The 19,404-nt window shown below is 62.6% G+C and carries 17 protein-coding genes; all 17 read right to left on the reverse strand.

Features of this window, described 5'->3' with window-relative positions; all coding sequences use genetic code 11:
- Positions 1–64 precede the first annotated feature (64 nt).
- Entirely contained in the window at positions 65–1,258 is a 1,194-nt protein-coding gene (locus SC1_RS12165) for an MFS transporter (RefSeq protein WP_062181936.1), read from the reverse strand.
- Positions 1,251–2,315, reverse strand: coding sequence for a LacI family DNA-binding transcriptional regulator (locus SC1_RS12170; RefSeq protein WP_062181939.1), 1,065 nt, complete (start codon positions 2,313–2,315; stop codon positions 1,251–1,253). Before SC1_RS12170 ends, SC1_RS12165 begins: the two co-directional genes overlap by 8 nt.
- 112 nt (positions 2,316–2,427) lie before the next feature.
- The gene (locus SC1_RS12175; protein WP_062181942.1) at positions 2,428–3,924 is read right to left on the reverse strand and encodes a tryptophan halogenase family protein; all 1,497 of its coding nucleotides are present in this window, start codon (positions 3,922–3,924) and stop codon (positions 2,428–2,430) included.
- Entirely contained in the window at positions 3,921–4,952 is a 1,032-nt protein-coding gene (locus SC1_RS12180; protein WP_062181945.1) for a cupin-like domain-containing protein, read from the reverse strand. The genes SC1_RS12175 and SC1_RS12180 overlap by 4 nt, the downstream gene beginning before the upstream one ends.
- The gene (locus SC1_RS12185) at positions 4,945–5,664 is read right to left on the reverse strand and encodes a SapC family protein (RefSeq protein WP_062181948.1); all 720 of its coding nucleotides are present in this window, start codon (positions 5,662–5,664) and stop codon (positions 4,945–4,947) included. The genes SC1_RS12180 and SC1_RS12185 overlap by 8 nt, the downstream gene beginning before the upstream one ends.
- 12 nt (positions 5,665–5,676) lie before the next feature.
- Positions 5,677–7,206 (reverse strand): tryptophan halogenase family protein, encoded by a 1,530-nt coding sequence (locus tag SC1_RS12190; RefSeq protein WP_062181951.1) that lies wholly within the window; start codon positions 7,204–7,206, stop codon positions 5,677–5,679.
- A gap of 105 nt (positions 7,207–7,311) precedes the next feature.
- Complete coding sequence (locus tag SC1_RS12195) at positions 7,312–10,296, reverse strand: TonB-dependent receptor (protein ID WP_062184062.1); 2,985 nt, start codon at positions 10,294–10,296, stop codon at positions 7,312–7,314.
- A 168-nt stretch (positions 10,297–10,464) separates the two neighbouring features.
- Positions 10,465–11,343 carry a class I SAM-dependent methyltransferase gene (locus SC1_RS12200; RefSeq protein WP_062184065.1) on the reverse strand — a complete coding sequence of 293 codons (879 nt, stop codon included), beginning with the start codon at positions 11,341–11,343 and terminating at the stop codon, positions 10,465–10,467.
- A gap of 4 nt (positions 11,344–11,347) precedes the next feature.
- Entirely contained in the window at positions 11,348–12,745 is a 1,398-nt protein-coding gene (thrC, locus tag SC1_RS12205; protein ID WP_062181954.1) for a threonine synthase, read from the reverse strand.
- A 27-nt stretch (positions 12,746–12,772) separates the two neighbouring features.
- On the reverse strand, positions 12,773–13,417 hold the full coding sequence (locus SC1_RS12210; protein ID WP_062181957.1) for an SURF1 family protein: 645 nt from the start codon (positions 13,415–13,417) through the stop codon (positions 12,773–12,775).
- Positions 13,410–13,844: a DUF983 domain-containing protein gene (locus SC1_RS12215; RefSeq protein ID WP_062181960.1), complete on the reverse strand. Its 435-nt coding sequence runs from the start codon at positions 13,842–13,844 to the stop codon at positions 13,410–13,412. The genes SC1_RS12210 and SC1_RS12215 overlap by 8 nt, the downstream gene beginning before the upstream one ends.
- On the reverse strand, positions 13,804–14,679 hold the full coding sequence (locus SC1_RS12220) for a cytochrome c oxidase subunit 3 (protein WP_062181962.1): 876 nt from the start codon (positions 14,677–14,679) through the stop codon (positions 13,804–13,806). Before SC1_RS12220 ends, SC1_RS12215 begins: the two co-directional genes overlap by 41 nt.
- A gap of 80 nt (positions 14,680–14,759) precedes the next feature.
- Complete coding sequence (locus SC1_RS12225) at positions 14,760–15,308, reverse strand: cytochrome c oxidase assembly protein (protein WP_238586670.1); 549 nt, start codon at positions 15,306–15,308, stop codon at positions 14,760–14,762.
- A gap of 8 nt (positions 15,309–15,316) precedes the next feature.
- Complete coding sequence (locus SC1_RS22260; RefSeq protein WP_193749165.1) at positions 15,317–15,466, reverse strand: hypothetical protein; 150 nt, start codon at positions 15,464–15,466, stop codon at positions 15,317–15,319.
- Positions 15,463–16,374, reverse strand: coding sequence for a heme o synthase (locus tag SC1_RS12230; RefSeq protein ID WP_062181968.1), 912 nt, complete (start codon positions 16,372–16,374; stop codon positions 15,463–15,465). Before SC1_RS12230 ends, SC1_RS22260 begins: the two co-directional genes overlap by 4 nt.
- Before the next feature lie 72 nt (positions 16,375–16,446).
- Entirely contained in the window at positions 16,447–18,117 is a 1,671-nt protein-coding gene (gene ctaD / locus SC1_RS12235; RefSeq protein WP_062181971.1) for a cytochrome c oxidase subunit I, read from the reverse strand.
- Between the two features lie 15 nt (positions 18,118–18,132).
- Positions 18,133–19,233: a cytochrome c oxidase subunit II gene (coxB, locus tag SC1_RS12240; RefSeq protein WP_062181974.1), complete on the reverse strand. Its 1,101-nt coding sequence runs from the start codon at positions 19,231–19,233 to the stop codon at positions 18,133–18,135.
- Between the last annotated feature and the right edge of the window lie 171 nt (positions 19,234–19,404).

The following is a 19,404-nucleotide window of genomic DNA, read 5'->3' on the forward strand; positions in this document are numbered from 1 at the left end:
AACGTTATCAACGTTCACTTCGCATAGTGGATGAACGAAAGCAAGAGCTCTGTTTTCGGAGTTGTCAGCGCAGACGCGGCATCGTCGCGAGCAGCAGCACCGCGATCGCGGAGAGCGCCGCAAGCAACAGGAACAGCGCGTCGAAACCAAAACCGGGGACGAGCGAGATCGTCAGCCAGGGCATGATCAGCGACGGTACTGTGTTGGTCAGATTGAAGATGCCAAGGTCGCGGCCGCGCCGGTCAGAACGCGGCAGGATACGCAGCGTCTGGCTGCTATGGAGCGACAGGAACACCGTCGTAGCGATGCCGAAGACAAGATAGCTCGCCTTTGCCGCGTCGAGCCCCGTCGCCAGCGCCATACCGACCATGCCAAGGCTCGACACCGCTGCGGCAACGACCAGCGGCACGAACGGCCGATCATTACGGTCCGCCCATCGGCCGCTCGCCAAGGCGATCGGAATCGCGATCGTCAGCGCCATGCCGAACAGCCGCGCCTTTTCATTGTCGTGCATGCCGGGATCGATCGAACGGAACCAGAAATAAAGATAGGCGAACAGCGCCGCCTCGGCGATCTGGACGAGCAAGCGCGCAAGCCACATCCGCACCGCGGGGCCATTCAGTCGCCGCCGCTTCTCGCGCGCAACGCGTACCGGCGGCGCGACAAGATCGGGGAAGGAACGCGGACGACCGAGCAGCAGCACCGGCAGGACAGCGGCTGCCACCAGCAACGCAATGACCATGAGCCGCTGTTCCGCCGACACCAGTCCCGGCCAGGTGACGAGCCATCCCGACCAACCGCCCAGCGCCGGCGAAAAGGCGAGCAGCCCGCCGAGCAGGCCCTTCTGTTCGTCGGGAACACAGTCGCCTGCCCACGCTGCAAGCGGCCCGAGCATCATGTTGAGCGTCAGTTGCCAGGCAATGATCATCGCCACCAGCGACCAGATATCGTGCGACAGTGGAACGGCCAGCAGCAGGGCGATCGTCAGCACCAGCCCGGTCAAAATCCAGCCGCGCCGATTGCCCGTCCGGTCACTGAGCCAGCCAAAACCGATACCACCCACACTCGCCGCGATCGCGCCAGAAAAGGTGACATATCCAAGCATCTGGACATCGGCCGCCCCGGCCAATTGCGTCATGCGCCCCGGCAGCCAGATGGTCAGAAAGGGAACATAGGCTATCGCGCCCCCCGCCGACGCGAGCGCATAAAGCAGAAGGAAAACGAGAGACTGGCGGCGCGGGGTCCCGGCGTCAGCCATGGACGACGACAGGCGGCGCTGCGGTGGACCCGCGCTGGACAAGCCCGCCTTGCACGCGCGTCGGTTCGGTGGGGCGCGGAGCGCCTCGCTGCGCCGCGATAATCAGCTCGACCGCGCGCGACGCGGTTTCGGCGACCGGCTGGTCTACCGCGGTCAGCGCGGGCTGGGTAAAGCGCACGACCGGCGTATTGTCGAAACTGACGATCGACAATTGTCCGGGAACATCGAACCCCAGATCACGCGCCACCTCCAGCGTCGCAAGTGCCATCTGGTCACTGCTCGCGATGATTGCCGTCGGCGGATTTGCCGCGCCAAGCAATTGCCGCGCTGCAACGCTTCCCGACGCAAAGGTGAAGTCGCCCTCGACGAGCAGGCCGTCGGTAGCAAGGCCGGCGGCCGCCATTTCGCCCTGCCAGCCGTCGATGCGCCAGCGGCTGAGGCTATATTCGGACGACCCAGCGATAAAGCCGATCCGTTCATGACCAAGATCGATCAGATGCCGCGTCGCGCGTCGTGCTGACCCTTCATCGTCCATCGTCAGCGCGATCCCCGCCACGCCGCCGCGCGATCCGATGCGCGCGAACGGGATTTTCTGCTGGTCGAGCAGGCCGACGATCAGCGGATTGTCCGAATGCGGCGGGGTCAGGATCACTCCATCGGGCTGCAGCGCAGCGATTGCCGCGCGCAATTCGCGTTCGACATGATCATTGTGCGTGTCGACGAGCTCGAAGATCATGCGGTAGCCATATTCGGCGCATTTCAGCATCCCGCCGAGCAGCATTTGGTCGACCCAGTCGACCCCCTGCCGCCCCTGCCAGTCGGCGATCGTGCGTTCACGATCGTTGATCGCAAGGATCAGATAAGACCGCGACCCGCTCATCCGCTGCGCCGCGATCGACGGGACGTAACCAAGCTTGTCGATCGACGCCTGAACGCGTTCCTTCATCTCGGGCCGGACGTTGGGCTCGTTGTTGATAACACGGCTCACCGTCTGCAGCGACACCCCTGCATCGGCTGCAACATGCTTGATCGTAACCGACTGCCGCCGACGCCCCATTATATTTCCCGGCCCCCTATCGTGTCGCAACCGCTAACCGCATCGTCATCACAATGCCAGCCGCGAAGCCATTCTGCTTCCATAATTTGCCGATATTCCCGGCGAGCGACGTTCATGCCGCCTTCGGTTCCTCGGCGCCGCAATAGCGCGCGACATAGGCGTGATGCTCGGGCAGCGTCGCCACCGTCTGGGCGATATTGTCGCGTATCGACTGGAACAGGCGTTCGACCTCATCGTCACGCAGCTTATCGGCGATCGGGTGATAGCTTTGCGGTTCGATCCCCTGCCCCATCATCACCTGCACCCAGCTATTCTCCGCGAACAATTCCTCATATTTTCGGAAGACGCGGCCGGTTTCACGGAACAGCTCGATCTTTTGCTGCAGCGAATCCGGGATCGGCATATTCGCGACGTGGCGCCAGAAAGGGCTGTCGCGACGGTTGGTCGCCTTATAGTGCAGCACGACGAAGTCGCGGATCTGCTCGATATCGAGCCGCTGCTGATCGTTGAACTCCTGCGCGTCGCGCTCGCTGACGCGCCCGTTCGGCATCAAGCGGATAAAGCGCAGCACCGCGCGCTGGATCAGATGCACCGTCGTCGCCTCCAGCGGTTCGACAAAGCCACCCGCGAGCCCGACGGCGACGCAGTTGCGGAACCATTGCTTGCGCCGCACGCCGCCCTTGAACTTGATATCGAACGGTTCGATCAACGGCTCGCCGACGCTGCCCATCAGCCGGTCATAGGCTTCGTCACGCGACAGATAGCCGCTCGAATAAACGATGCCCGCGCCCATGCGATGCTGCAGCGGAATGCGCCATTGCCAACCGGCGTCGTGCGCGATCGCCTGCGTATAGGGCTGCGGCGGGCCGAGATGCTTCGACTGCACGGCGATCGCGCTGTCATTCGGCAGCCAGTGGCTCCAATCCTCGAACCCCGCATGCAGCGCGCCGTCGATCAGCAGCCCGCGAAAGCCGGTGCAATCGACGAACATGTCGCCTTCGATGCGCCGGTCGCCGTCAAGATGCAGCGCCGCGATATCACCGCTCTCGCCGTCGAGTTCGACGCGCGCGATCTTGCCCTCGACGCGCTTGCAACCGTCGGTCTCGGCCAACTTGCGCAGGAAGCGGCCGTAAAGCGTCGCGTCGACATGATAGGCATAGTTCATCCGCTCTTCGGGCAGATGTGCGAACTTGCCTTCCATCCCTGCGACGAGTTCGAGGCAATAATCGCTGTAGGGCTGTTCATGCCCGCGCTCGCGCGCGTTGAGCCAGAAATGCTGGAAGCCCGCCGACCAATGATCCTTTCCCGACAGACCAAAGCTGTGAAAATAACTATCGCCGTCATGCTTCCAATTGTCGAACAATATGCCCAGTTTGAAGGTCGCCTGCGTCGCGCGCATGAATTCGGTTTCGGGAATGCCAAGGATGCGGTTGAAATTGACGAGCGGCGGGATGGTGGACTCGCCCACGCCGATCGTCCCGATCTGTTCGGATTCTACGAGCGTCAGGTCGACCGTTTGTCCCATCGTGCGCGCGATCGCGGCCGCCATCATCCAGCCGGCGGTGCCGCCGCCAGCGATGACGACGCGGACAGGTTTCTTGTCGCTCATTTACTCAAAGCCCTCAGCAAAAAGGCGCGCAGCCGGCCCGCCGTCTCGGACGTGAGCGGGGCTAGGATGCTGCGCGCGGTTTCGGGAATATGGTCGGTGACGCTGGCGTCATTGTCGAAGACATAATGGTTGAACTGTTCGCGCCAGATCGCCTTGTCCTCTGGCGGCAAGTCGCGGATCGCGAGGATCGCGTGATTGAGCGCGGCCTGCGGTTGACCGAGCCAGGCCGGCGTACGCCGCCACCAATAATTGACCAGGATGTTGAAGTCCGCGAGCCCCTCGACATGGTGCCACCACATCGATGGAATGAAGATCGCATCGCCGGGTTCCAGTTCGACGGTCTGCGCTTCGGCCATCGCATCGACGAAGCGCGGGTGCGCGGCCAGGTCCGGGGCGTCGAAATCGACCATGCTGACGACGCGGCCCGCAGGCGTATTGTCGATGGGACCCAGATAAAGGTTGCGAAAGGCGCTCGGCGGGAACAGCGTAAAGCGGCGGCGGCCCACCGCGCAGCAGGCAAGATTGTCAGGAAAATCATTGTGCGCGGCGATCTTGGTGCGCGTGCCGATCCAGATGCTCTTCAGCGGGTCACGCGTACCCAGATCGACCGAATTCGCTTCATCGAGCCCGTCGAAATGCGAGAGTATGTCGATGGACGCGAGATAGACTGTGCGGTTTTCGCCACGCTCTTCGGCCGTATCGATTCCGCCGAAGATGTCGGCAAGCTTGCCCGTCCCGATCCGGAAATTCATCTCCATCCCAGCGTCGTAGAACAGCCGCCCGTCGTGCCCCGGTGCGCCGATCGACACCTTGAACGGACGGTCGCGCGCGTGCTCCAGCAAATAGCGCCGGGCATCGCGACCGGACCTTTTGCCTGCTTCGACCAGCGGCCAGTCGACCGCCAGCCCGCGAAGGACAAAGGGCTCGCGCGCGCCTTCCAGCAACGCGTCGAGCCCCGCCCCCTTATTCCATTCGCGCTCGGGCACGGGCGCGAGGCGGTCGTAAATGGCGCGGTCGCGCTCAGCCACCGGCCAGCCTGCGGTTCTTGCGTCCGACGAGCTCCGAAAGCTGCGACAGCGACGCGAGCGCCATGAACATCGGCATCAGGTGCCCCGCCTCATGGAGCTTGCCGAGCGCCTCGCCATCGAGCGCGCGCAGCTTTGCCTCGTCGATGATGTGGAAGCCGACGAGCGAATGGATCGATCCGTCGTCGAGGGTCACCTCAAGGCTGAAGGGTTCGAGCAGGTCATACGCCAGCAGCGCGTCATAGAAGGCGCCACTCTCGCGATAGCCTTCGTCGAGGTCGCCGAGCCGCTCGACGACCTCGTCGAGATAGGGCGTCGCGTTGCCATCGACGTCGAACAGCCGAACCCCCTCGCTCGCCGCAGCGATACGCGGGTGGCCCATGTCTATATGCACCTGTGCCGGACCGTCGCCGTTGGCTGGACGCCCGATGAGAAAGGGCTGGATTGCGACCGACAGCGGGCGATAACGCGCATCCCACCCTTTGCCGTCGAGGAACAGATTTTCGCCATTCTGGAAGCCGAACATCGCCAGCGCCGAGAAATCCTCGCGCCCGGTTTCACGGCGAAACAGGATCGGGAAATGCGCCTGCACGCGCCGGAATTCGCTCGGCACCGTCAGCGTCGCCATGATGTCGTCGCCCAGTTCCGCCCCCGCATCGGTCCGGATGCGCAGGTCGCGGTGGGTCTTGTTGTCGAGGACGGCGTGGCGGGTCATCAAATTCCTTTCCTATCGCACGGCGGCATTATGTGCGCTCGTCGCGAGGGCATCGAGATAATCGCGATTGGCGGGCAACGCCGCGACGAGCGCGCGCGCGCGCTGCCGATTTTCGGCAAGCAAGGCGACCGCCCGCTCACTCATGGGCACACCGGGCGGCACCGGATAGCCCATGCCGTAGAGAATATATTGGTGACTTTCGGCCGAGAAAATCTCGTCAACGCGCGGAAAATCCCATAGCGACGGTGGCTGGTCGCGCCACAGCTCCAGCATCGCGGAAAGGCTCGGCGGCATATGGGCCGGGTCGCGCTGCGCGAGCCAATAGGGTTCTTCGCGCCGGCTCAGCGCATAATGAAGCTTGAGGAATTCAACGATGCGATCCCAGCGATAGCAGAATAATTCATTGAAGCGTTCGGCGTGAATCGGCATGGCGCCGCGGCGTACCGGGAAATTGTCGATCAGCGCGTTCAGCGACAATTCGATCATCACGATCGCGGATGCCTCGAGCGGTTCGATAAAGCCCGCCGACAGGCCGACGGCAATGCAATTTCCCTCCCAGAACCGCGCCCGATGCCCGGTCGGAAAGCTTAGCCTCCGCGCCGGCACCGCAGGCGCATCCGGCAGGACGCGGGCGATATAGGCGCGCAACGTCGCCTCCGCCGCATCGTCAGTCATAAAGCGACTGGAATAGACGCAGCCTACGCCGCGGCGTCCCGGCAGACCGATGTCCCAGATCCAACCTGCAGCATGGGCGGTCGAAACCGTCTGCGACGCGATCGGACTGCCGGCGGCCACCGGGACCTGCGCCGCGAGCGCGCGATCGTTGAACAATGTGTCGCCGCGGTCGATCCACTCGACGCCCAGATGCCCCCCGATCAGCAGCGCAGCATGCCCGCTGCAATCGATAAACAGGTCGCCAGCGATATCGCCGTTCTGACGCGTCGCGACCGAAGCGATGCCGCCATCATCGTCGCGCGCCACATCGACGACATGGTCCGATATGTGCCGCACGCCAAGCCGCTGCACCGCATGCGCCGCGAGCAGCGCCGCAAATTTTCCGGCATCGAGATGATAGGCGTAATTCGCCGCGCCCTGATAGTCGGGCATCGCGCGCTGACGCGGCGCGAGGTGCAGGTCGCACACATGCGCCTGCGCCGTCATTGCCGCCGCGAACGGCAGGTCCGGCGCGCCTGCCTGCCACGCCGCGAGCAATTCGGCAACAGGCGCGGCGGGCGGGGATGTGAACGGGTGCAGATAGCTATCGCCCTCGGCCCCGGTAACCCAGCGGTCGAACCGCGATCCCTGCTTGAACGATCCGTCGCAGGCGGCGAGAAACTCGGCCTCGCCGATTCCGATCGCCGACAGCGTCGCGCGCATCGTCGGCCAGGTCCCCTCCCCAACGCCGATCGTCGGAATGTCGGGCGCCTCGATCAGTGTGACTTCGATCTTTGCGGAACGTCGCGCACTGGCGAGGCGGCAAGCCGCGAGCCAGCCGGCGGTGCCGCCGCCCACGATGACAACCCTCTCGATCGCGCTATTCATTACCGTCGATCCTAAGCCAGCTTGCCGTCGCCGTCACGCAAAAGAGCCGCACCCCGAAAGGCGCGACCCTCTTGCCTGCGACCCGGCGGAAATGGCCCACCCGCCTTAGAAGCTGAACCTGACCCCTGCCGCATAGCGGGCGAAGCCGGGCGATACGAAGGTGACGTTATTTTCATGCCTCAGGTGCTTACGCTGCCCTTCGCCGGTCAAGTTGATCGCCTCGACAAACGCTGTGAGCCCGGGGATGAATTCATAGCTCGCACTTGCATCGATCTGCCAATACGCCTCGGTATAGGTCGGATTGGGGCCCGTTCCCGAAAGGAACTTGTCGCGCCAGTTCCACGCCACGCGCGCCTGGATCGGTCCCTTGTCGTAGAAGGCAACGGCGTTGGCCGTATCGCTAAGACCCACCAGCGCGAACTGCGCCACCGTAGAGGGCTGCGTATTGTCGTAAGTCGCATCGCCGTTGACGATGGTATAGTTCAGGATCACACCAAAACCGGTTTCCCAGAAGCTGTGTTGGAGCGCGAACTCCCATCCGTTGAGCGAGGCGGTCTGATCGCTGTTGACCGGCGTGGTGATTTCGAAATTGACCAGCGGATCGCCCGGCGCGGCGTTGATGATATTGCCCGTCACCGTGCTGGGGAAGTTGGTGATGATATATTGGCGGATTTGCGCCACAGTCGCATTCGCACCCAATGCTGCCAAAGCGGCGTTCCATCGCGGTCCTTCCACCGGCGTGGTCAATCCGAACGCACTGCTGTCGATGCGGGTCGAGGATATGAAGTTGCTCACATCCTTGTGGAAATAGCCCGCCGAAATATAGCTGTCGGGCGCATAATACCATTCGGCAGACAGGTCGATATTCTTCGACTTGTACGGGATCAGCCCTGGATTACCCTGCGCGCCGCCACCGCCGCCAACGCGGAACAAAGTGTCGATCGTGCGCCCGCCCTGCATCAGGTCATAGCTGGGGCGTGCAATGGTGTGACTGTACGACGCACGCAGTTTGACATCTTCCATAGGCGAGATGTCGAAGTCGACTGCGGGCAGCCAATTATCATAGGATCCCTTGAAGCGGGTGAAATCGCTGTCGCCCGAAAATACGACGTTGAACTCATTGTCGCCCACCCAGGTGGTGGTGACGGGAACCGGCACCAGCGCTGACGAGGAAATATCCGTCGTTTCGTAACGAATGCCTGCAACGAGGTGCGCCGGATTCTCGAAAAGGTCGAATACCGTTGCGACCTGCAGATAGGGCGCCAGCGTCCTTTCGGAAATGCGCCGATCGGTGTTGAAGTTCGCCAGACATGTGCCCGGCTGCGCCGAACCCGTCGCGGGGTTGCTGCACGTCTGGAAATTCTGCTCGACGAGATCGGCCATCCGCTCGAAATCGAAAGTATAGAAACTTCCGATCATCCCCGGCTGAGCAAGCCCAGGGAATTTGTCCGGCAGCGTCACCAGGGAGAAAATATCGTCCGGAATGCTCGATGCCGGACCTGCGCCTCCCCAAGTGTCGTCGTTCTGGATTGTACCAAATGCCGAACGCACTTTGCTGTCCACATAGGACACGCCGAAATCGATGCTGTCGAGGAAGCCGCCGTCATGATCATATTTGCCGCGCAACTGCACCTGGTTGATGCGGTTGCGGAAAATGGCATTGCGGAAGGCATTGCCTGTCGGCGTAATCAGCGAGGCATTCAGCGGATCGATGCCCGGGTACATCCCGTAAGAAATAACCGGCAGGTCGTTCTCAAAATTGATCGTCTGATTCTGGACGCCGAATACCGCATTGCCCAGCGACATGCTCGACCCGAAGCGATTGACCGGATTGACGGCCGCCGTCGAATGGTGGCCGTCGAGTTCGAAGGTAACGCCGCCGGGCCCGTTCCATTCCAGGTTCACGCCGAGCGACTTATTTTCCGCCCGATTCTCGGTCAGCGCTCCGCTGTACGACAGATCCTTGCCGCCATAGAGCGCGTTCGGTCCGGGAACGCCGGTCGGCGCGGCGAACCGCTCGGTGTAGAAGAGCGGGCCAGCCACGGGTCCATCGGTCCATGCACTCGACGTATCTTCGTGGTTGAACCAGACGCCAACATTGCTGTTTCGCGTTTCCACGGTGTTGCGTGCATAGGTATAATCGATCGTCGCGGTAAATGCGTCGCTGGGTCGGAATTGCAGAACTGCCTGTCCGTTGATGCGCTCGCGATTGACGTCGTTGAGGTCGTAGGACGCGTTCTGCGGGACCTGGTAAACATCGGTCGGATCGGGCCGATTTGTAATATTCGCCGCACGCGGCGTACCCGGCTGCGCCAGCGAACCCCAATTATTCTCGCTGCCCAGATAGCCGTCACGCCAGCCGACATTGGCGTTATTCTCGCTCGATTTGCGCTTCTGGTACGAACCGGTGATCAGAATGCCGATCGTGTCGTTCGCAAAGGTGGTGCTGAGAATGCCCGAAACTTCGGGCGTGATCGGATTGCCTTGGTTGCGCGACGAATCATACACACCCTTGACCGCCAGGCTACCGCGCAGCCCCGGCCTGTCGAGCGGACGCGGCGTCCGGAGATTGATGACCGAACCGATCCCGCCCGATTCCATCGTGACGCGACCGCTCTTATAGACTTCGACTCCCGCGATGCCTTCGGACGCAATATTGTCGAAGTCGAACGAGCGCGACGACGGCGCGCTGCCGCCATCGCCGATCAGCGCGGTCGGCATCTGGCGACCGTTCAGGGTAACCAGGTTGAATTCGGGACCGAAGCCGCGGACGGTCACGAGCGAGCCTTCGCCGTTCGAACGGTCGATCGACACGCCGGTAATACGCTGCAGCGATTCAGCAAGGTTGGTGTCAGGGAATTTGCCGATGTCTTCGGCCGAAATCGCATCGACGACGCCCTGCGCCTCGCGCTTGATATCGGCCGATGCGGCAAGGCTGGCGCGAATGCCGGTCACGACGATCTCGTCGCCATTCACCTCACCCTCGGCTGGCGCTTCCTGTGCGACCGCCGCTTGCGCAACGCCCATCAAGGACAGTGCCGACGTACCGACCAGAAATTTCGCAAGCCATTGCTTTTGAGACGCCCGCATCCCCATTCCTCCCAGATCAACCGCTCTTTTTATGGCGGCATTCGCTTAATGTGAACGTTATCTAAATGGGAACGTTATCATTGTCAACGCGCCGACCGTTGCATTTGGGTCACAATATTGCGGTATTTTGCGCAGCAAACGTATGCAGCAAAAGCCTGAAAAGCAGTCTTAGCGGCTCCAGCGCGCGAAAATCGCGGTGGGTAGCAGCAATCCCCTCGTCTCTTCGCGCACGGCAAGCTCTCCGCATTCGACGGTGCCGGGCAGGTCGGCGAAAAGTTGTGCGAGCAATTCCCCGATCGCGAGCGCCGACATGCGCACGGCGTAGACCGTGAGAAACAACGCGCGACTTTCCTCGTCGAGCAATTGGCGGCAATCGGTGAGCAATGGCGCAAGCCCCTCCTCAAGCTGCCAGCGCTCGCCTGTCGGGCCCCGACCGAATTTGGGCGGATCGAGGAGGATCGCGTCATAACGCTTTTCGCGGCGGACTTCGCGCGCGGTAAATTTGCCCGCATCGTCCAGGATCCAGCGCACCGGCTTGTCGGCCATTCCGGCAAGCGCGGCATTTTCACGCGCCTGCCCTACCGATTTCTTCGACGCATCGACATGGGTCACGGATGCGCCCACCGCGGCGAGCGCCTGGCTGCCGACGCCGGTATAGCCGAACAGGTTCAGAAAGGCGGGGTCGGGCTTGTCGGCAACGCGGTCGCGCAGCCAATCCCACACCGGTGCCATGTCGGGGAAAAAGCCTAGGTGACGAAAGGGTGTGCACGACGCGGTGAAGCGCGTTTCGCGCCAGGCGAGCGGCCAGCCTTCGGCAGGTACAGGCTTATTATAGTACCAGCGTCCACCACCATCGTCGTCAGACGCGGGGATGAATTCGCCATCGGCCTTATCCCACTCGCTGGCGGGCAGCGCCGGCGCCCACATCGCCTGCGGCTCGGGACGGATGAAGCGATATTTGCCATAGCGTTCGAGCTTGCGCCCGCCCCCGCTATCGATCAGCCCATAATCGTCCCACGCCTCACCCACGAGCGTGACGAGGGGCAAAAGCTCAGCCACGCGCCGCTTCCGCGAGCACGAAGGCCTTTACCGCGTCATAGTCGCCGGGCAGGCGCGTATATCGTTCCTCGCGATCGAAGAGATTGCCGAGCCGCGCGGGCAGCGGCGGGCGCACGCCGGTCGCGCGCTCGACGGCTTCGCGGAACTTAGCCGGATGCGCGGTCGCCAGCGTGACGACGGGAATATCGGCATCGATCTCAAGCGCGCGTGCGGCGGCAAGGCCGACGGCACTGTGCGGATCTATGATCTGCCCGCCATGCTCCTGCGCCCAGCGGAGGGCCAGCGCCATCGCATCGCCATCGATGCTGGCGCTCGAGAAGAGGCCGCGCGCGCCCGCAAGCATATCTGCGGGAATCGTCATCGCGCGATTCTTGTCGAACTCGCCCATCATTCCGGTGATTGCCGCGCCGTCGCGGCCGGCAAGGTCGAACAGCAGCCGTTCGAAATTGCTGCTGACCTGAATATCCATGCTTGGCGTTGCGGTCGGCGTCACCGTGCCCGCGCTGTAATCGCCGCTGGTCAACGCGCGGTGGAGGATGTCGTTGACGTTCGTCGCGACGACAAGCTTCGCGATCGGCAGCCCCATCTGCGCCGCGACATAGCCTGCGAACACATCGCCGAAATTGCCCGTGGGTACGCTGAACGCCACCGGACGGTCAGGACCGCCGAGCCGGACGGCCGCGTAGAAATAATAGACGACCTGCGCCATCAGCCGCGCCCAATTGATGCTGTTCACCGCCGACAGCGTCACCCGGGCGCGCGCCTCTTCGTCGCCGAACAACCGCTTCACCATCGCCTGCGCGTCATCGAAACTGCCGTCGATCGCGATGTTGTGGACGTTGGGGGCGAGCACCGTCGTCATCTGACGCCGCTGGACGTCGCTGACGCGGCCTTCGGGGTGCAGCATGAATATCTGAATATGCTCGCGGCCTGCGACAGCTTCGATCGCTGCCGACCCGGTATCGCCGGAGGTCGCGCCGACGATCGTGATGTCGGTGTCGCCACCCGCGAGGAACTTCTCGAACAATTGGCCGAGCAATTGCAGCGCGACATCCTTGAACGCGAGCGTCGGGCCGTGGAACAGTTCGAGCAGCCAATGGCGATGATCGAGCTGGACAAGCGGCGTCACCGCATCATGGCTGAAGCGCCCGTAAGCGGCACGGCAAAGTTCGCGCAGTTCGTCCTCGGTGAGCACGCCCTCAATAAAAGGCCGCATGACGCGCACTGCGGTCTCGGCATAATCAAGACCTGCAAGCGCGCGAATATCCTCGACCGACATCTGCGGCCATTTCGCCGGCACATAAAGGCCGCCGTCGCTGGCAAGGCCGGCAAGCGTCGCGGCACGAAAGTCGAGGGTCGGCGCAGAGCCGCGGGTGCTGATATATTCCATGACGCAAATGCGCCTAGCGGTGGAGGCTCAAGGCCGCAAGCGGCGACGAACGGCCAATATATAGATGATGAGCGCCGCGGCCGCAAACAGGAACCATTGCCCTGCATAGGCAAGATGATTGTTCGGCGTGTCGTCGGCCGACGGCACTGCGCTGGCACGCAATCCGGCCACGGGCGCATCCGCGATCAGCATCGCTCGCGCGGGCGTGGCCTTGCCCATCGCGCGCTCCATCACCGTCGGCTGCTCGGGGCCCGGAACGATCGTTCCCTGCACCGTTCCACCGGTCCATTTGGGTGGCGCAAAATCATCGCCGATGCCGACGTCGACAAGCACGCCCGGCCCTTCGGCGCCGGTCCGGCAGTCGGCGATCATTCGGATGCCCGACTTGCCCCTGCGGTCGGTACCGCTGCGCGGATCCCAACGCACCGGTTCGAGGCATACGACGCTGCTCTTGCGATACAGCAACTCGTCGGGAACAGGCGGCAACTCCGGATAGGCGACCATCGACGACATCGCCGTGTTGCGCTGGTAAAGCGCGATCAGCGCTTCCTTCTCGCTCTTACGCTGAAGTTGCCATACGCCGAGCGCGATCATTACCGCGACCGCGACGAGCACGAGGATCGTGGGAATCACAGGCCAGCGCTGCGTTGGCTGTTCGACAGGTTCAGTCATTCTTGTCCACCTTGCGGCCTTCGGCTGCCTGACGCTGGTGCTCGCTCGCCAGCAATGCGCCCTTGCCGACGCGCAGGCCATAAACGACTGCCGCGGCCGTGACCGGCACCCATAGGATGACATGCACCCATAAGGGCGGCCGCACCATGGCATCGAGCGTCAACGCAATCGCGATCAGCAGCGCGCCGATGATCAAGGTCAGGAAGGCCGCAGGACCATCGCCGACATTATAGCGGCCATAGTCGAGCCCGCAGCTCGCGCATTTCGCGCGAAACCTCACCGGCCCGTCGAACAGCGTCTTCGCGCCGCAATCGGGGCAGAGACCAAAAAGGGCAGCGCGCCAGACCGGCGGCTGCCCCTTTTGAATGTTGTCGCCAGCCGGCAATTTAGTGCGCGGCGATCGGCGCGCCCCAGCCGCCCCAGACATAGACGATGATGAAGAGGAACAGCCACACGACGTCGACGAAGTGCCAGTACCAGGCCGCCGCTTCGAAACCGAAATGCTGCGTCGGGGTGAAGTGACCCTTGTAGGTACGGACAAGGCAAACGATCAGGAAGATCGTGCCCACGAGGACGTGGAAACCGTGAAAGCCGGTCGCCATGTAGAAAGCCGAGCTATAGTTGCTCTGACCGAAGCCCCACGGCGCGTGCATATATTCATAGGCCTGGATGGTCGAGAAGACCGCACCAAGGATGATCGTCAGCCACAGGCCCTTTTTCAGACCTTCGCGATCGCCGTGGATAAGCGCATGGTGCGCCCAGGTGATCGTCGTGCCCGAGCAGAGCAGGATCAGCGTGTTGAGAAGCGGCAGCGAAAAGGGATCGATGACTTCGATGCCCTTCGGCGGCCACATGGTGATCGCCGCGGCGCCATCCTGGCCGAACAGCGAGGTTACCGCGCCTTCGGCATATTCGATCGGAACCGGGAAGAGCGAGAAGTCGAACCAAGCCCAGAACCAGCCGACGAAGAACATGACTTCCGACGCGATGAACAGGATCATGCCGTAACGCAGGTGCAATTGGACGACCGGAGTATGGTCGCCGGCATGCGCTTCGTTGATGACGTCCGACCACCAGCTAAAGAAGGTGGCGATCACGCCCATGAAACCGAGGCCGAGGACCCACTTGCCGATGCCGCCGAAATGGTCGGCGTGCATCGCCATCACCAGACCGAAGAACATCACGAGCGCAGCGACCGAGCCGATGAGCGGCCAGACGCTGGGGTTTACGAGGTGGTAGTCATGATGTTTCGCACCGGACATGGCGTGTTTCCCGTTTTTAGCAGCCCCAGCATGATGATTCCCCATCATCTGCCGGTCTTGTTAGACTCTTGTTCGCGGCCTTAGCTCGCCTTTTTACCCTCGTCTACAGGGTGGAAGGTGTAGCTCAAGGTGATTTCCTGCACGTCGCGCGCATCGGGGTCGTCCATGATCTTCGGATCGACGAAGAACAACACCGGCATGCGCATCTGCTGCCCCGGCTCCAACCGTTGTTGGGTGAAGCAGAAACATTGGATCTTGGTGAAATATTTGCCCGCCTGATCCGGCGTGACGTTGAAGCTGGCGGTCCCCACGACGGGATGGGTCGAATTATTCTCGGCGATGAAGATCGCCATGTCGCGTGCGCCGATGCTCACCGTATCGGTCGGATGCTCGGGATAGAATTTCCAAGGCAGATTCGGCGAAACATTGGCGTCGAAACGAACCGAGATCGTGTTCGACAGAATCTCCGGCTCGGCTGCCGCCGCGACCGGATCGTAACGCTGGGTCGTTCCGCCAAAACCGGTGACGCGGCAGAAAAGATCATAGAGCGGCACGGCCGCGAACCCGAGAGCGGTCATCGCGAGCGCCATCAAGGCGGCGAGGCTCGCGGTCTTCGCGTTCGGGGACATGCGCCGGATCATGAGAAAATCTGCATCTTGGCGATGGTGATGAAGAAGAACAGGACCGCGAGACCACCGAGCATCCAGGCCATCAGGTTCGCGCGGCTGCGCTGACGACGGCGATATTCGGCCTCGTCAAAGGGTTCCTGCGTCGGTTCGTCGGTCATAGCGGCCACCAATGGTCGGCGACAACCGCGCCGAACAGAATGAAAAGATAGGCGATTGAATAAGCGAACAGGCGTTTTTCGGGACGCATCGTATCGCCCTCACCCGTCGAGCGCGTGCCGACCTGAACCGAAAACAGCACAAAGATCGCCGACAGCACTGCCGCCGTCCAGCCGTAGAGCGCGCCGGTGTAACCGAGCGGCCAGGGCGCAATGGCGCCAACCGCCATGATGATGGCATAAAACAGAATCTGGCGCCGCGTCGATTTCTCGCCAGCAACGACGGGCATCATCGGGATGCCCGCGGCGGCATAGTCCGAACGGACGAACAGCGCGAGCGCCCAGAAATGCGGCGGCGTCCACAGGAAAATCAGCAGGAACAGCAGCACCGGCAGCGGCGCGACCGAACCCGTCGCGGCGACCCAGCCGATCAGCGGCGGAAAGGCGCCCGCAGCACCGCCAATGACGATATTCTGGGGCGTCCGCGGCTTCAGCCACATCGTATAGACGAAGACGTAGAACAGGATCGAGACGGCGAGCAGCAAAGTCGCCTGCCAGTTCGACGCGAACAGCATCAGGAACAAGGAGAAGGCGGCAAGCCCCACCCCGAACTGCAACGCGGTCTGCGGATCGAGGCGCCCGGCCGGAAGCGGCCGTCCCGCCGTCCGCTTCATCTTGGCGTCGAGCCCGGCTTCATACCATTGATTGAGCGCGCCCGAAGCCCCTGCCCCCAACGCAATCGCGAGGATGGAAGAGAAAGCGAGCACCGGCGGCACGTCGACCGGCGCCGCGAGCAGACCGCACAGCGCGGTGAACACGACCAGCGACATCACGCGCGGCTTCGTCAGCGCGAACAGGTCGCGCCAATCGGCGGGAAGCGCCGTTTCGCCATGGGTCAGGCTCTGCGCCATATTTACTCCAGCCGGAAAGGCTACGCCCCCTGCCGAATGTCAGCAGGGGGCGAAACCGATCAGGCGATAACGTTACGCGATCCGGGGCAGTTCGTTGAACTGGTGGAACGGCGGCGGGCTCGACAACGTCCATTCGAGCGTCGTTGCGCCTTCGCCCCACGGATTGTCGGCGGCCTTCTTGCCGGCGAACAGCGAGTAAAGAATGTTCGCGAAGAAGAAGAGCATGCCGACGCCCATGATCACATAGCCGTACGACGAGATCAGGTGCCAATGCGCATAGGCTTCCGCATAGTCGGGGTAACGGCGCGGCATGCCCTGCTGACCCAGGAAGTGCTGGGGGAAGAACATGACGTTCACGCCGATGAAGAAGACCCAGAAGTGCAGCTGGCCAAGCGCTTCGCTGTACATCCGGCCCGACATCTTCGGGAACCAGTAATAGAAGCCGGCGAAGAGCGAGAAGACCGCGCCCAGCGACAGCACATAGTGGAAGTGCGCGACGACATAATAAGTGTCGTGCAGGTTGGTGTCGACGCCGCCATTGGCGAGCACGACGCCGGTCACGCCGCCAACGGTGAACATGAAGATGAAGCCGAGCGACCACATCATCGGCGTCTTGAACGTCATCGAGCCGCCCCACATGGTGGCGATCCAGCTGAAGATCTTGATGCCCGTCGGGACCGCGATGACCATCGTCGCAGCGGTGAAGTACATCTTGAGGTTCACGCTCATGCCGACCGTGAACATGTGGTGCGCCCACACGATGAAGCCGACGACGCCGATCGCGACCATCGCGTAAGCCATGCCCAGGTAACCGAACACCGGCTTCTTGCTGAAGGTCGAGATGATCTGGCTGACGATGCCGAAGCCCGGCAGAATCATGATGTACACTTCGGGGTGACCAAAGAACCAGAAGAGATGCTGATAGAGGACGGGGTCGCCGCCGCCTGCCGCATCATAGAAGGTGGTGCCGAAGTTGCGATCGGTCAGCAGCATCGTGATCGCCGCGGCAAGAACCGGCAGCGCGAGCAGCAGCAGGAAGGCGGTAACGAGCACCGACCACACGAACAGCGGCATCTTGTGCAGGGTCATGCCCGGCGCGCGCATGTTGAAGATGGTGGTGATGAAGTTGATCGCACCGAGGATCGATGCCGCGCCCGCAAGGTGGAGCGAGAAGATCGCCATATCGACGGCCGGTCCAACCGAACCGCTGGTCGACAGCGGCGCATAGACCGTCCAACCGGTGCCGGCGCCATTGCCGCTACCGCCCGGAACGAACATCGATCCAACGAGCATCACGAAAGCAACGGCGGTGAGCCAGAAGCTGACGTTGTTCATGCGCGGGAACGCCATGTCAGGCGCGCCGATCATCAGCGGAACGAACCAGTTGCCGAAGCCGCCGATCATGGCGGGCATGACCATGAAGAACACCATGATCAGGCCGTGCGCGGTGATCATCACGTTCCAGAAATGCTTCGCGGCCGTCAGGTCCTGCGCGCCGCCGAGCGCCTGTGCCCAGGTACCGAGATACTGGATACCGGGATGCGCGAGTTCGAGGCGCATCATGCCCGAAAGCGCGCCGCCCACGATTCCCGCGATAATCGCGAAGATCAGATAGAGCGTGCCGATGTCCTTGTGGTTCGTCGACATGAACCAGCGGACAAAAAAGCTGGGCGTGTCGTGATCGTGGTCGTCATGCGCATGGTCGTGGCCGTGCGCGGGTGCAGTCGCTGCGATATCGGTCATCTGTCGGACCCCTTGTTAATTCTTTGCGGCCGGCGCGGCGGCGGGCGCCGCTGCCGGTGCAGCTTCGGTCGTGGCGGCAGCAGGGGCCGCGGCAGGCGCAGCAGCCGGAGCGGCGGCGGGTGCCGGAGCAGCAGCGGCAGGCGCGGCGGCTTCAGGGCCCTTGGGATTGCCGCCCTTCGAGCGGACCCAGGCTTCCCACTTGTCGACCGGAAGCACCTCGACAGCGATCGGCATATAGCCATGATCGACGCCGCACAGTTCCGAACACTGACCGTAGTAAACGCCGACCTTGTTCGCGGTGAACGTCGTTTCGTTGGCGCGGCCGGGGACCGCATCCATCTTGGTCCAGAAGGCCGGGACCGCGAAGCTGTGGATCACATCGGCGCCCGTGATGATCAGCTTCACCTGACGACCGACGGGGACGACCATACGGTTGTCGACGGCGAGGTGATAGGGCTCGCCGCGCGCGACGGCATCCTTCTCGGGCAGGATCTTCGAGACATATTCGCCAATACCCTGGTCGGGATAGGCATAGCCCCAATACCATTGGTAACCCGTGACCTTGATCGTCAGCGCGTCCTTCTTCGGCGGCTCATATTGCTGGGCCAGCAGCCGGATCGACGGCACCGCGATCACCGCGAGGATCAGCACCGGAATTGCGGTCCAGATGATTTCGATGAAGGTGTTGTGCGTCGTCTTCGACGGCACCGGGTTCGCCTTGGCGCGAAAGCGGAACATCACCCAGAGCAGAAGCCCGAGGACGATCAGCGTGATCACCGTGATGACGGGCAGCAGGATGACATGGTTGAACCAGTAAGCCTGTTCGCCGACCGGGCTGACCTGCGGCTGGAAATCGATGCCCGCGTCGACCGGTTGACCAACCCCGGGGGTCGGCTTCATCGGGACATAAGTCGCATCGCCAGCCGGTGCCGCGGCGGTCGTCGCGACCGGCGTCGCTGCCGGAGCAGCCGCATCGGCGGTGGCCGGAGCCGGATTCGCCGGAGCCGTCGCGGCGGGTGCTTCGGCCGGAGCCGCAGCAGGTGCCTGCGCATGACCGGCGCCCACCGCGCCGAGCGACAAAGCCGCCGCAATTACAAGGGTTTTCAAGCTCTTCATAAGGATAGTGCCGCCCGTTGCCTGTTGTTCTTATTGATGCCCCAGCCGGCCTTTCCCCACTGCTGGACACAGGTCCACGCAGCCATCGGACAGGCTGAATCTCGCGGGCGCTATAGACCCGCTTGCCGCTTGCCTCAAGCATCTCTAACACTATTTTGCGGCTGGATAATC

Source organism: Sphingopyxis sp. C-1 (assembly GCF_001047015.1).
Taxonomy (GTDB): domain Bacteria; phylum Pseudomonadota; class Alphaproteobacteria; order Sphingomonadales; family Sphingomonadaceae; genus Sphingopyxis.

Coding starts and splice junctions, on each gene's coding strand:
- SC1_RS12165 (WP_062181936.1), bottom strand. CDS start 1,258: ATGGCTGACGCCGGGACCCCGCGCCGCCAGTCTCTCGTTTTCCTTCTG.
- SC1_RS12170 (WP_062181939.1), bottom strand. CDS start 2,315: ATGGGGCGTCGGCGGCAGTCGGTTACGATCAAGCATGTTGCAGCCGAT.
- SC1_RS12175 (WP_062181942.1), bottom strand. CDS start 3,924: ATGAGCGACAAGAAACCTGTCCGCGTCGTCATCGCTGGCGGCGGCACC.
- SC1_RS12185 (WP_062181948.1), bottom strand. CDS start 5,664: ATGACCCGCCACGCCGTCCTCGACAACAAGACCCACCGCGACCTGCGC.
- SC1_RS12190 (WP_062181951.1), bottom strand. CDS start 7,206: ATGAATAGCGCGATCGAGAGGGTTGTCATCGTGGGCGGCGGCACCGCC.
- SC1_RS12195 (WP_062184062.1), bottom strand. CDS start 10,296: ATGCGGGCGTCTCAAAAGCAATGGCTTGCGAAATTTCTGGTCGGTACG.
- thrC (WP_062181954.1), bottom strand. CDS start 12,745: ATGGAATATATCAGCACCCGCGGCTCTGCGCCGACCCTCGACTTTCGT.
- SC1_RS12210 (WP_062181957.1), bottom strand. CDS start 13,417: ATGACTGAACCTGTCGAACAGCCAACGCAGCGCTGGCCTGTGATTCCC.
- SC1_RS12215 (WP_062181960.1), bottom strand. CDS start 13,844: ATGTCTGGGGCGGCTGGGGCGCGCCGATCGCCGCGCACTAAATTGCCG.
- SC1_RS12220 (WP_062181962.1), bottom strand. CDS start 14,679: ATGTCCGGTGCGAAACATCATGACTACCACCTCGTAAACCCCAGCGTC.
- SC1_RS12225 (WP_238586670.1), bottom strand. CDS start 15,308: ATGTCCCCGAACGCGAAGACCGCGAGCCTCGCCGCCTTGATGGCGCTC.
- SC1_RS22260 (WP_193749165.1), bottom strand. CDS start 15,466: ATGACCGACGAACCGACGCAGGAACCCTTTGACGAGGCCGAATATCGC.
- SC1_RS12230 (WP_062181968.1), bottom strand. CDS start 16,374: ATGGCGCAGAGCCTGACCCATGGCGAAACGGCGCTTCCCGCCGATTGG.
- ctaD (WP_062181971.1), bottom strand. CDS start 18,117: ATGACCGATATCGCAGCGACTGCACCCGCGCACGGCCACGACCATGCG.
- coxB (WP_062181974.1), bottom strand. CDS start 19,233: ATGAAGAGCTTGAAAACCCTTGTAATTGCGGCGGCTTTGTCGCTCGGC.